General features: G+C 34.5%; 9 protein-coding genes. 2 read left to right on the top strand and 7 right to left on the bottom strand.

The window, feature by feature from the left end:
• Position 1: 1 nt before the first annotated feature.
• Positions 2–721, top strand: coding sequence for a ferredoxin reductase domain-containing protein (locus BT112_RS19380; protein ID WP_072319122.1), 720 nt, complete (start codon positions 2–4; stop codon positions 719–721).
• A gap of 11 nt (positions 722–732) precedes the next feature.
• A complete protein-coding gene (locus tag BT112_RS19385; RefSeq protein ID WP_072319123.1) occupies positions 733–1305 on the top strand; it encodes a DUF2652 domain-containing protein in 573 nt (190 codons plus the stop codon).
• A gap of 538 nt (positions 1306–1843) precedes the next feature.
• On the opposite strand, the gene BT112_RS19390 is transcribed toward BT112_RS19385, so the two are convergent.
• The 7 genes from BT112_RS19390 to BT112_RS19420 form a co-directional block, all read right to left on the bottom strand.
• Positions 1844–2350 (bottom strand): nucleoside deaminase, encoded by a 507-nt coding sequence (locus BT112_RS19390; protein ID WP_072319124.1) that lies wholly within the window; start codon positions 2348–2350, stop codon positions 1844–1846.
• Between the two features lie 223 nt (positions 2351–2573).
• Positions 2574–3923 (bottom strand): ATP-binding protein, encoded by a 1350-nt coding sequence (locus tag BT112_RS19395; protein ID WP_072319125.1) that lies wholly within the window; start codon positions 3921–3923, stop codon positions 2574–2576.
• Positions 3924–4025: 102 nt separating this feature from the next.
• On the bottom strand, positions 4026–5339 hold the full coding sequence (locus BT112_RS19400; RefSeq protein WP_072319126.1) for a 5-methylcytosine restriction system specificity protein McrC: 1314 nt from the start codon (positions 5337–5339) through the stop codon (positions 4026–4028).
• Positions 5332–7086: an AAA family ATPase gene (locus tag BT112_RS19405; RefSeq protein WP_072319127.1), complete on the bottom strand. Its 1755-nt coding sequence runs from the start codon at positions 7084–7086 to the stop codon at positions 5332–5334. Before BT112_RS19405 ends, BT112_RS19400 begins: the two co-directional genes overlap by 8 nt.
• Before the next feature lie 49 nt (positions 7087–7135).
• A complete protein-coding gene (locus BT112_RS19410) occupies positions 7136–10387 on the bottom strand; it encodes a DEAD/DEAH box helicase (protein WP_072319128.1) in 3252 nt (1083 codons plus the stop codon).
• 145 nt (positions 10388–10532) lie between these two features.
• Positions 10533–11243, bottom strand: a complete 711-nt coding sequence (locus BT112_RS19415; RefSeq protein WP_072319129.1) for a M48 family metallopeptidase — start codon at positions 11241–11243, stop codon at positions 10533–10535.
• The gene (locus BT112_RS19420; protein ID WP_072319130.1) at positions 11236–14475 is read right to left on the bottom strand and encodes a type I restriction endonuclease subunit R; all 3240 of its coding nucleotides are present in this window, start codon (positions 14473–14475) and stop codon (positions 11236–11238) included. The genes BT112_RS19415 and BT112_RS19420 overlap by 8 nt, the downstream gene beginning before the upstream one ends.
• Positions 14476–14481 lie beyond the last annotated feature (6 nt).

Genomic DNA, 14481 nt, shown 5'->3' on the forward strand with positions numbered 1-14481 from the left:
GATGCCAACAGCACCAAAATGGGTAAACGATGCCTTGGAAACACTCGCTTCTTCCATGATGAGAACGGTAGAAGTTGTAGAGACCACCAACATCAACCCACAACTCAAAAAAATACGGTTTAAAGGCGATTACAAAGGACTCCGTTTTGAACTCGGATATTCCATTTCATTTCGCATAAATGCAAAAGACACAAGACATTATACGGTTTCTTACGGGAGTAGAAAAAAAGGCATATTGGAAGTCATTGCCCATCTGCATGGCCATGCTCCGGGATGTAATTTTATGAAACAGCTTCAACCGGGAGATGTCGTTAAAATGGCCATACCGGCCGGGCAAAAACAATTTGACCCTGAAGTGAAAAAGCAACTTATTTTCGGTGATGAAACCTCATTAAGTTTAATGGTAGCCTTTTTACCGGTATTGCAGCAAAACGAACACCAGTACCAATTTTATATTGAACTGGATAAGGAAAACAAAGCTGTACCTGAACTATTGAGACTGAAAAATTATACGGTTTTCCCTAAGCATGATGTATTTCGGAACAAAGAAAAAATACGGAATTTACCTGTTATTAAAAATGAGGAATGGAAGGATGCCAATGTGATTCTTACCGGAAATGTTAGATCGCTACAAAACTTCAGGAAAGTGCTTAAAGAGCAGCATCATAAAGGAAAAATCTATGCACAAGGGTTCTGGTTAGAGGGGAAAAAAGGACTGTAAAATATTATAATATGAAAAAAGTAGAACAAAAAGGGGTGATTCTGATTCCGGATTTTAGCGGGTTTACAGATTTTGTATTAAGTCACAGTTTGTATGTAGGAAGCTATATTACCGAAAAGTTGCTAAACAGCATTATCAATCACAATACATTAGCATTTGAAATCTCAGAAATAGAAGGTGATGCCGTACTTTTTTATAAATACGGAGACCCTTCGGAGATGGCAAGTATTATCCAACAGGCTATAGTAATGAAAGATGCTTTTGGTAAATGTCTGGAAGAATTGCATCAGCAGTTAAAAACAAAAATTCTTCTTTCTTTAAAATTTATTGTGCATTACGGGACGTTCTCCGAATATGTGATTGGAAAATTCAACAAACTCTATGGCGCTACGGTGGTGGAAGCCCATAAACTATTAAAGTATCATTATGCAGAACAGCAACCGTATATCCTTTTTTCACAGGAGTACTTAAATGCGATTAAAAATAAATATTCGCGTCCCATCCAATTTAATGAAAAAGGAGGAATCTATGGTTGTGATACCTGTATTTACAGTCCCCCTGTAGGTTTGATAAAATATATATAGCAATTTAAAACAGGGAGTAGAAAAAGTACTTTTGCTGTAGTAAGCATATTTTCCACAATAGCTTTTTATGTATCTGGAGGACCATTGTTCAGAAAAATTAAAGGTCCTTTCAGCGCAATGATTTTAACATATTTGATATTCTTCTGAGATACATAACCAAATAAAAAAGGGCTGTCTTGAAAATCAAGACAGCCCTTCTTTTGTGAACGATATGGTACAAAACTCGAACCAATTAATAGAGGATTTAAAGCTTTTAGCTGATATACTAGCTGCTTAAAAAATCAAACCACTTATTTACAAATGGTTTAAGAAGTAGTTTTGTTAAATTGCTTCTTTATTGCCCCTTTAAAGGCGTTTTTGCCCCTTTATTGCCCCTTTGAAGAATTATAGTATGTTCTTTCAATGAACTCTTTATGGACTTCATATATTGGACTAAAGAATATTTTATCACAATTTACTACTATCAGTATTAATCTCATTGTGCCTGGTATCTACACTTGGAATGGAACAATAATTTGATGGACAAGATTAATTGACATTATTTATCATTCCAAGGTTGGGCAGATATTAAATCTTTGGATTTCCATTCTTCTAAAACGGTTATTGCATTTTTGTCGGGCACATATAAGAAATTAATTTTACGCTCATTGGCACTTTTTCGTAATTCATCAAATATAAATGTATCATCAAACCCAACTTTAGCGGCATCAGCATTTGTATTCGCATAATAGACTTTGTGAATTTTTGCCCAATAAATAGCACCTAAGCACATAGGACAGGGTTCTAATGTAGTGTACATTTGGCATTCAGATAATTGAAGATCATTGATATTTCTGCAAGCCCTTTCAATAGCGACCATTTCTCCGTGTGATGTTGGATTGACCCGCTCAAAAATTTCATTATGTCCCTCTCCAATAATTTTACCATTTCTAACAATTACACAGCCAATTGGAAGACCTTTGCCGCTCTTGTATGCCATTTTCGAAAGCTCAATTGCTCTCAACATAAATTTAGGATGATAATCCTGATCCATAATTTCGTTCATTACTTTAGCATTTGAGTTGCAAATTTATTCAATCCTTGCAGGTATTACTCTACTATAAATGAATTTTCCAGTTTACAAAAGGTATTTACCAACACCACAAACATACCTTGCGTGAGCGTTTGGATTTTGGAAATCGGAACAAAGTAATTACCTGTGTGGAGATAGAAGTAGATTCAATATATATAGTTTTTGTACAATTGCTCCTTTATTGCCCTTTTGGAGACTATTTTACCCCTTTATTTCCCCTTTGGAGAATATAGTAGGTTCCCTTTCCTGTGGAACCTATTTTGGTTATAAAATTCCTATCAACAAGCATTTGTAAATCATAAGACACCATCCTCTTGGAGATTTCAAAAAATTCCTGGTATTGTTTATTATTAATTCGACCATTCTCTTTTATAAACAATAAGGCCTTTATATGTCGAGATTCAAGATTGTATGTTTTCAGAATTTCTTCAGTATAAATATCTTTTAGAAAAATAACACTTACTCCACCTTGATCTTCCTCAATAATCGGCTCAGGCAATCCTGCCTCTTTACAGGCATCTATGATTTTATTTATCCCTCGCCCCCAGGATTCGATATAACCAGCTTTAAAAAATGCATTGGCTATATTTCGATTTCGGGGATAGGATGAATGTTCTTGTTTTAGTTTATCAATTGTCAATTCCTCTGGTAAAGTTCCCGGATTCCATAAATGTAATCGGTCATCGTACACTCGAAGAAAGGTATATGTGCTGGAATAATCCTTATGAATAATAGCATTCAAAACCGCTTCCCTTAATGCCGTTTCCGGATATTCCAACGGTTCCATACGTTCCAATCCTCTATAGGAAATAGGTCTAACCAAATATTTGGTTTTAAGCATTTCGATTACCTTATCAGCCATCTCAAAAATATTGGTTTCAACGATGTCTTGAAACAAAAGATCATGGCTGGATTTTCCGAATCGTCCAATCTTGAAACTTGCCGTTACCGATACCTTGATTAGATTTTCCCCAAATAATAAAACGGCGGCATTTGTTAGCTGCCCTTGTTCCGTAAGGAGTCCGAGGTTTTTGAATAGCGTTTCTTTGCTAATGTTTAGTGTATTTGGAGGAATACGATCTTTCTCAATTGCCTTAATAATAAATGCTTGAATGCTATTACCATTAAGGTCGGAAAAGGTTATTCCTTCAACAGCCATATCCTCCCATTTCTTTCCCATTTTATTGAGCAACAGGTTTTGTAAAGCAATTCCTTTAAGTTCTTGTTTGGTGCTTCCGCTTCGGTAGTGATAAACTCCATGATAAGCAATGGGTATATTACTAATCGGAACAATAATTTCAAGATAGTTTTTTCCTTCATCCGCATGTAGATTTACATCAACCACAAGTCCTAAATGATTTACAGACTTATTTGGAATGTCTTCCATCAGCTTTTTATAATTATCTACACCGGTAATATTTCCATTATCATCAATGCCTATATAAATATGGCCCCCTTTTGCATTGGCAAAACCACAAATCCATTTCAGATATTCATCTCTCCAAACTAGCTTGTATTCAATATTCTGAGTTTCTCCTCGCTCCATTTTCGCTCTGCATTTTCTCAAATACAAAGCTACCTATTATGTGCTTTTCCATCCTACTCAAAATATGGTGGGGAAATAAGATCATATTAATTTAATAAAAGCCTAATTTTCTATAATGTTTATTATACGATTGATAAACTCTTGCTCTTTAATCGATGGATTTTGGTCTTTTTCATTCTCTTCTAATTCTATTCCATCAATAATGAAACTTATGTTAGCTCCTTTCTCATTAATTAGATATGGGCTTTTATAATCGTTAAAATTTGGATGGTTAGAAATTGGATATAATAACCCTCCAACTTTAACAGTCTTATAATTTAGAAAATTTTGAATGTAAGTATGTATCTGAAAGAAATCAGAACGATCAAGGTCAAAGTATCTACCTAGCATTTTCTTATATTTTGCATCCCAAATAGCAATTTCATCTCCTTTTTGAAACATAAGATCAGGTATTAATTCTCTTTTATAAAAATGATTCGGATAAGCTATTTGTTTCTCATTTATATAATGCCAACCAATTTTAGCTAGATTTCTTTTTAAAATAGTTCTTAAATATTGTTCCCAGACTTCTGCCATATCTATAAAGAAACCAAATCCATTTTGATTTTTGTCTTGTTTTAGGCTGATTTGTTTCCGTTGGATAATGTCCCAAGATAAATCCACAAAAGGTTTCCAACCTAGATAAATCTCTTTATAACTTATTCTTCTATAATCGTCATAGCTTATATGTTCTTTGCTTTGTATTGCGCTATGCACTTGATTAATTGCCTCTTGAGCAGAATCAGGAATATTTATTTGACCAATTGCAAATTCTGTTTTAAGGATATTATGCGCTTGAAAAATAATTTGTGCAATTGTTTTGTCAATTTCCCTCTCTCTATATATTGAAACAATTTCTTTACTTTGACAATACGGCTTTATAGACTTTCTTACATCTAATCTGCCTCTTATTATTTGTCCCTTATGTTTCTTTTTTACATGAACTTTAGGTAATCCGTGTAAATTGGCATTCGCTAATTTTTGTAGCCAAATAAAAGCAATGATACGTTTGATATAGTGTTGCCAATCATTATCTTTATTTGCCTGACTTATGGAAGAAGTGATGCGAATATTAAAGATTTCTTCTAACATTCTAAAAAGCATTTTTTCTCCAAATCGAGGTTTGATAGTGATTTTATAGTCCTGATCTTTAATAGAGAAAAAAGCCTCTCCCACGAATCTTCCTGCTATCCAGCAATGATTTCTATAGTCGTATTCAGCTAATTTTGAATCTTCATCAATACGGTACTTTTTTGAAAACCAAAATACACTTTCACTTTGTGAAGCGATAAATGCCTGTAAAACATTAGCAGATACTTCGTTTTCTGGAAAAGGTAAGCAATCAAAAGCTTCAATATGAATGTAATCATTAATCATTAATGAATACTTTTTGCAATTGGTTTATCTTTTGGTTCTTTGAATCAGCATCCATATTTCCTAAAAATGCTTGTAATATTGGCTTAATACTAACTTCCCATAAAATATTTACAGGTTGATTTAGGAAATAACGTCTGCCTGAATGAATATTCTTAAAGGAATTGAATATATCGACTATCTCCGCAAAAAAAGTATGGCCTATTTGATAATTTTCTCCTAATTCAGGAATTTTAGAAATTTCATTATTTAACTGCTCACATTTATTTATAAATGTCTCTATTTCCGTGCTGTTAATGCCAATTTTTAATGAGTTTCTTTTCTCGTTGATTATCTGCCATAATATATTTCTATCAAATCCCTTAAACTGCCATAAGAATCTTCGTCGTAAAGCAAAATCTACTCTTTCCAATGAAAAATCAATTTCATTCATTGTTCCAATGAAATATAAATTATCGGGTAGAGCGATTTCAAAGTTGCCCACTGAAAGTTTAATTTTTTTATTTCGATATTCTAACGCAGAGAATAATTCTCCAAACAGTCTGGATATATCTGTTCTGTTTATTTCATCTAATATCAAAATATGAGGTAAATCATCTTCACGGACTTTATCAATAAGATTCAGCAAATAACCAGGTTTTGCTATACTTTTGCTCTCTTCAATATGCAGACCTACTATAAAATCTTCATAATTGTAATTGCTATGTAATTGCAAGTGATGTATCTGTTTTTCAAAAATTTGATCTGAATTTTCAAAATATTCTTTGATGTTGTGTTTGTTCCTGAAATACTGCTTGGTGATGATTAATTCTGCCAACCGAGTAGCTGAATAAGTTTTCGACGTTCCTGGAGGGCCATAAAAAATCATTGCTTTTTTGTATTCAAATAAAGTTTCGATAGAAACAAAATCATTTTTATCTTCTCCAAAATTCCAAGCGTCTTGAATTTTTTTGTCATAAAAGCTAAATTCATTTCCTACATAATCTTTCAACTCTTCTCTGATTAACAAAATGCTTCCATCAATATCACCCCATAAACCGTCAGTATTTTCTTTGTCCAGTAAACTGAAAAAAGTATTTATGATAGCGTCTTTGTGTTTTTGAGCTGCGATGGCTTCATACTTCTGTGGATTACACAAATGCAAGATTATGTGATGTAAAGCAAGAAATTCTTTGCTTACCTTTTTTAGCCTTTTATCTGTTGTTAATTCTGTATCATCATTCTTATAATACAATTCCTTACAAAGGGATTCAATATATTCCTTTAAAGATTGAATATCATTTATCTCATTAGATAATAAATTGATTTTTACATCTCTAAATAACAAAAGCAAATATGAAATCTCAAAGGGCTTGTTCAGTTTATGCCGTTGTCCGGCTGACCCAATCCCACCATCCACAAATACATCGGATAATAAATCATTATATTCCTCTCCTAAAAAGCGAATAACGGCACTTTGTTTGCCCCAACTTCTCATATCTGAAGTAGATAAACCCCATAGCCATATAAAATGGGCAAAAACTTCTTTTGTTTCTTTAGAAGCATTTGCAAATTGATCTTTTGATTTTTCGTCAAAATTTCGCGCACTTGTGTCAGGATTATCGACAAAGGCAGATACACAATTATTTAAGTTTTCAATTGAAAAAATTCCACTACCCTCTGTTATAAAACTATTATTGCTTAGAATGCTTTGCTCTAAAAATGAATCAAAGTAATCGTATACTTCTTGTTTAGCCCAATGTGGTTTCATTTAATATTTTTGATTAATAATTTGTTACCATTAGCCCCCTCTAGTTGGTTTAGGCGCTTGTTATTACTTTGAGGTTAATATCAGCAAACTCTTTGATATAAGTAGCCGTAACACCTAACAAAGCTAAAATATCATTTGATGCCTTTGCTTTTGAGAGACCTGGTTGGACAATCAAAATTTCATATTCTACAGGAATTTCATTTTTTAATATTCCTAACAATTTTACCAAATCACTTCTTTTACCCTTTTCAAGTCGGGAACAGGATAGGCCCTTTTTTGATTTAGTTTCTCGCCTAAGGAGGTGGTTGATAAATTCTTTGCCGGATTTATGTTTCCAATGCACGGATTTTTGAGCTTGTCCACAAACCTCATAAAAATTCTTAATCTGGTTACTTACTACGCCATCCAAAGCGAACTTCAAGTGATAGAGTTTAATCTCAATTTTATCACTATGTGCTTTTATAGTAACAACATCGGCGATTTCCCCAGAATAGTCATCATCGTAGATGATATCAAAATCTTCTTGCTTTAATTGTTCAATGACTTTGTACTGAATAGAATCAACATTCTTAGGTTGTATACCTTGTGCTTCATTTCTTAGATTCACACCATCCCAATTCCAAGATATAAGTTCATCTTTCGGATAAATGCCTATTTGCTGTTTGAGTTCATAGTATTCATTTCCTGTAAGCGCAGAACCGTCAGCATACCAAACAGTGGGGATGAATTTTTCAAAGAAAGTAACTCCATCTATTTTAATACGCCCATACTGAACTTCTATCTTTTCTTTTGATTGTTGAGTTATTTTAAAGTCTGCAAATGACTCATCACCATCTTTTCTTTCAAATAGTTCAAGCTTAAAAACAACTTCTTTTGTGTCAGATTTAAGTGAGAATAATAAATCCCCGCCCACAGAAGGATTGACCAAACACAATTCTATGTTAGATAAATCATATTTTATTCCATCAATAATGAAATTATATTTGGTTTCAACATCTAAATAGATATCTGTGTCCCAATCTATCCATACCGGAAAAACAGTCGGAAGGTCAGTTTTAAGTGTTGGTATTAATGTTTCTCTAAGAATTTGATTTGGATCAATATTTTCATTTACTAATTTATCTCCTAAGGCTGTACACCAGTTTTTAAATTGTTTTAAATCTCCCTGAAGTTTTGTCCATATCCTACCTTTATATGAAGCTCCAATATTCACGGGGTTACCAACTTCAAAACCAGTTCCCATTACAAAGGCTTTTTCACCACGTTGTTTTTCAGCTAGGCTCAACGCTTCCCCAACATCACTTCCCACCATCATCCTGAAACGTATGTTCTTGCCCAAAAACTGTCTCAATCCGACATTTTGCAACTTTACTCTTTTGATGTTATGAAAGGATTTAAAAACGTTTATTCCTCGGACTAGTTCAGCTTTATCGCCAATAATTGACTCAGCCAAATCTGCATAAAGACTTCCATTATCCGAACTATTGATAAATAATAGGTTGTTTTCAGTTTCCCAATAGACGATAATAATATCCCATTGGATATTATAAATCTCCCTTTTGTCATGTACCCAATCTACTTCAAACCTTTTGCCCGTTACAATAACAAGCATATTATGATCCCTATTAATATCGTGGAATTTAAATTCAAGATTATCATAACCTGAGATTCCTTTTTGAAAATTTTTTGGGTACCAAGAATCGGTTTTATTCTTATAGACAACTGTACTTAATTTAGGTCTGATATTTTGAAAAGGAATGTTAGCATTGCTCAACTTCTTAAAACCACTCATAAAATCTTTGAATTCTACCTGTTCATTTACCTGTTCTGAGCTCGCATCTGATAGAATCTCATTCCAATCGGCATCCGAAGCATATAAATCAGCCAATTCCGCTCTTACCTCCAAATCAGCAATATTGGCAATAAAAGATGCGTCACCAAGCTCTTCGTCATATTTGGTTCTTGTGAAACGTCCAGCTAATTGTAGCGTAATAGGTAGACTTTTTCTAATATCATGAAATGCTGCAATTTTTAGTTCCGGTAGATCGAAACCTTCCCCAAGCATATCTACACAAACAATTATTCTCGCTTGTTTTTGATGTATTTTGTTATATGATTCTTTAAAACTAGGTACTCCAGAATAGATTAAAACAGGATTAAGGTCTGTATTCTCTTTATACAATTTAAAGATTTCATCCGCTCGGTTCTTTGTGGCACAACGAGCCATAAGGATATGATTATAAGATTTTGCCATATCTGAACGTAAGCGTTCAACAGCCACATCAGCAATTTTTTGATCTGCTTTATTTTTGTCATATTCTCGAATGGAAATGAATTCAATCTTTTTATAATAGCCTTGTTCTTGTGCGTTTTTTAAGGGAAAGTTCGAAATAATTTTTCCATCCAATCTTTTCCCATCATTTCTAAATGGGGTTGCTGTAAACTGAATTATTTTTTCACTATCGAATTTATTTCGAAACTCATTCCATGAAGAGGCTTTTATGTGATGAGCCTCATCAATAAAGATATGACTGAAACTTTTTGCAAATAGTTCTTGAGTCGCATTATCCTGATTAGTAAGCCAACTCATGGTAGTTACTACCACATTACATTTTTCTAAAAATCCAGTAATCTCCTCTATATTTTCAAATCTATTTTTGATAACACCAATAATCGGGTATAGCGACTTTTCCCCAACAACTCCAAATTCTTTCAATAATCCCAAGCTAAAGAACTTTCCAGCTATTTGATTGCGTAAGGAATCAGATGGAACGGTAACCAATAGCTTTTCACACCTATTAGCTATAAGTGTAGCCAACATTGTTTCTGTTTTACCTGTACCTGTTGGCATTACCACTGTTGCCGCATCTAGAGGAAGTTTCAGATGCCCCATAATCATATGTAAAGCAGCTATTTGCGGTTGTCTTAATCCAGGGTTACCCGTTTCCTCTTCTTTATATATGAAATCATTCTTCCAGGATTGAATAACGTCTGAGGTCTGGCACTCTTTCAATTGAGGATGCTGAATCCATTTCTTTATTACTATCTTACCATCTTCAAAACGTTGCTTACTCGGTAGAATATTTGTTATAAGTGCATACTCTATTCCACGTGGCAGATACTTTTCCTTGGTGGTGAAACATATTTTTCTTTCATTATCTTCTATTACCAAGTAAAAGCGATTAACTTCTGAAATATTAAACTCAATTGATTGTTCAGGAATAATCAATTGTTTTATAATATTCTTACTTTTAATTTTCTCATAAACTATACGTTTTAAAGACGGTAGTGTTATTTTCATAATGTAGATGTTTAACTTATTTTGTAAGGATTCAAATAAATAACATTGTAGATACCTCAAAAATCATGGCTCTTTGTTTATATTAACCCTAGTACTATTATCAAAGCATACTTCCCATAAATTTCATTTTATAAATCTCTTAAAATCATATCAAAGACGTTTCAAGTCTTTCTTTCCATTTTTTCCAATCTGGCATGATTGCTTCTTGTAAAGCATAAAATGCTCGGGTATGATTATGATGAACCAAATGGCATAATTCATGAATAATGACATATTCAATACTTCCTTTAGGAGCCTTTATCAATTCAGGGTTTAAAATTACTTTGCCTTGAGAGGTACAACTTCCCCAGCGAGTGGCCATTAGTCTAATTTGGAGCTCAGGTTCATCAATCTCAAATCGTTTAAAAAGTGGAATTGTTTTTTTTAATGTTTCCGCAAAATGAACGAATGCTTTTTCTCTATACCACTCAGACAATAGACTTTTAGCGGATGTATTATCCTTTTTCAACACTAATAATCTTCCTCTAAATAACTTTACTTCATTAGTTTCCGACTTCTCTATTCTAAGTTTATATTGCCTACCTAAATAAAGATGAGTTTCTCCATTAATATATTTTCTTGGTGGTGTTAATGGATGATAGGATAAAAATTCAAGCTGCTGTTTAATGATCCAAGGTGCTTTTTCCCGAAGTTTAGCTTCCAGTTTCTCCTCTGTGGTATTATACGGAGCAATCACTTTTACTTTACAATCAGGATACACCCGAATGCCAAGGGTTTTTCGATCCTTATAAGAAAGTTCAAAGGTGATTTTTCTCGAACCAAATTCTATAGATTTTATGTTAAGCGTTTCAGACATATTTCAATTTAGCTACTTTGATTCCTTCTTCAACCAATTCATCTATTAGGTCAAAGGGCAATTCTATACCTTGCTGTGTCTTTAAATCGAATAAATAATCGTCAATATCAATTTTTATCCTTCCTTCAATATCTGATTTATTTACCCAATCAATTATTGGCTTCCCGTTTTCAAATACAATAGACTTAATAACTTCGTCAATACCTTCAGCCATCAATGCAGCAATGTTTTGTGAGCCTTCCGAACGCTTTAAGTTTCCTTTAAAAATCTCATTCACTAAATTATAAATGGCAATACCGGTATCATTTCCAGTAAGGTTCTCCGGCACATTGTCCTGTCTACCATTATGAAATTGATCTTCGTATTCTCTCGCTTTATTTAAATAGTCAGCTTCTGAAATACGATGCTGGTGATAGTCTTCAATAGTATCTCTAATCAGTCTTGAAAGTTTTTTATAGTAAACTGGATCTTCATTTATTTTCACATTGATAGCTTTTATAGTCCTGCTAGCAATATGATCGGCTTTGGCTGCCTTACTGGTTATCTTCTCAACTTCACGATCCCTTTCTTCTTTATCAAAAATATTGACCATTTCAGTAATACGAAGAATTTCACCTTCTGTGGTAATATGCTTGTCAATGAGTTTCTGAACTTGTGGCTCGTATTCCTTATATTCCAGATCGTCAAAGTATCTTCGTTTGACCGCAATTCTTAATCCAAGGAAAAATTTAGCATCCTGTTTGTACTTATTTATTTGCTGCTCCGGAGTTTTACTGATAAACTCAAAACTCGATAGGGCTAGCTTTAACAAGCGAGAAAAAGCCGATACCTTTTCATAGAAGATGTGGCGAATGGCCTCATCCTGCAATAGCATTTCATAGGCAGGTTCGTCATACTTGTTTTTGACTTCTTTGAAGATGTCCCATACTTCTGAATGCGCTTGCGGTAACTTTTTGATTTCTTCACTGATGTTGGTCAATGTACCTTCCAGATCAGCTGCATCATAGTTGTTTGTACCTGAATAGGTTTCTAATGCACTGTCAAGATTCTCCAGATTGCCATAGTAATCTATAATTAAACCGTGTTCCTTGCCTGGAGCTAAACGGTTTACTCTCGCAATCGCTTGTAGTAGCGTGTGTTCTTTGAGCTGGCGAGTGAGATACAAAACGTAGTTATTGGGAGCATCAAAGCCAGTAAGCAGTTTGTCTACCACAATGATTATTTCAGGGTGATCTTGCTTTTTGAACGAGTTGATCAACGACTTTTCATAGTTCTCCGGACTGCCATATTTATCCATCATGGCTTTCCAAAACTTTAATATCAAATCGTCGCTTTCTTCAAAAGCATCCTCATAGTTTTCTCGCACATCAGGAGGGGAGATCAGGACTTCACAGCTAACCTTTTTGTGTTCTTTGATAAACTCCCGATAACGTAAAGCCGTCGTCTTATTTGGAGCTACTAACTGCCCCTTAGCTTTTAAACTTCCAAAAAGTATGTCTTGAACGTTTTGCTCGTAGTGATCTGAAATATCCCAAGCACGGGCGTAGATAATCTCTTCCGCTTTATTAAGCTGATTGGTGGAACTAAACTTTCTCTTGAGAGCAGCTTTACCATAAGGGGTGAGCGGTTCGGATATTCGATCAAAATAATTATCCAAAGGCTTTTCATTCACTTCAATTAAGTTATGGCGACCTTCATAAAGTAGGGGGACTACTGCTCCATCTTCAACTGCATCGGTAATAGAGTAAACATCTATCAAACCTCCAAAGCGATTTGCAGTACTTTTCTCTTTCTTCATTAAAGGAGTTCCTGTAAAGGCTATAAAACAACCTTTAGGAAATACCTTTTGCATTTTGATATTGAATGTACCATATTGACTTCTATGTCCTTCATCTACCAAAACAAAAATGTCGGGTGAATCAAATCCTTCTTTGGCCTGATTAACAGCCGCTTCAAATTTATGAATCAAAGTAGTGATAACTGTATCACCTGTGCCGGAAAGAAGCTCTACCAAGTGCTTGCCTGTTTGAGCATTTTCTACTGGTATTTGACATTTTTTAAACGTCTCTGTTATTTGATCGTCCAAATCAATACGGTCAGTAACTAAGATGATTTTAGGATTCTTGATTTGAGGATGCGTAGCAATCAGTTGAGCCAACATGACCATAGTGAGGGATTTGCCACTTCCCTGAGTGTGCCAGATTACACCGCCCTTTCTTAATCCTTCGCTATCTGTTTTTACGATCTTATCCAAGGTATTGTGAACGGCAAAGTATTGCTGATACCTAGTGACTTTCTTGATCCCATCATCATAGAGAGTGAAGTTGAAGAATAGGTCTAAAAGTCTCTCTGGCTTACAAATGCTAAATAGTAGCTTGTCTTGTTCTGTTATCGCCTGTTCTTCTTTTTCGAGGTTCTGGAAGAAAGTCAAAACGTTTTTATACCGTTCTTGAAAAAGCGTTGTTCTTTCGTTGATAGGTAGTGGCTGATTTTTTAAAGCTTGGAGCTTATCGAGCCAGGCAGTTTCTTCCGCTTTTGTTTTAAAGAGTTCTTTCCAAAAACTCCAAAACTCTTTTTGAGTGGCAGTTGTGGCGTATTTGGCTTCATGGGTGGCCAGTCCCATGGCCAAGTTGGAGTATTGATATAATGCACGTATTCCATCTTCCAGCTGATTCCTAAGATGTTGCTCAATTGATTTGTCGATTGGGTCTTTGATCTTTGGACTCTTACACTCAATAACCACAACTGGAATACCATTGATAAACAATACAATATCAGGGCGGTAATGTTCACTGCTGCCACTTCTGAGCACACTAAACTCTTCTGATACGTGATAAGTGTTGTTTTCAGGATGTTTCCAATCAATGTAATGGAATGAAAAGCTCTTTTTATCACCTAAAACCGACTGCTCAAAGCTCCTGCCCAAGGTGATGAGTTCATAAAAGGCTTTATTGGCAGCAATAAAACCATCCTGAACCGGAAGGTCACGAATGGCAAGAATAGCGTTGTTTACGTTGGCATCAGAAAAGGGAAACTCTTTGCCCTTGTATTCAATGGTGTTGATGACTTGAAGTTGATCCTTCAAAATGGTCTCCAACAACACATTGGATGTCCTGCCTCCACGGGCTTCTAAAGCTTGCTCTGGAGAGAGGTATTTCCAGCCCATATTCATAAGCAGCTTCAGTGCGGGAAGCTGTGATATATGGTCTTCTTTAAATGATGGTACTGCCATTGTATT

The sequence above is a fragment of the Sinomicrobium oceani genome, from assembly GCF_900119185.1.
GTDB lineage: Bacteria > Bacteroidota > Bacteroidia > Flavobacteriales > Flavobacteriaceae > Sinomicrobium > Sinomicrobium oceani.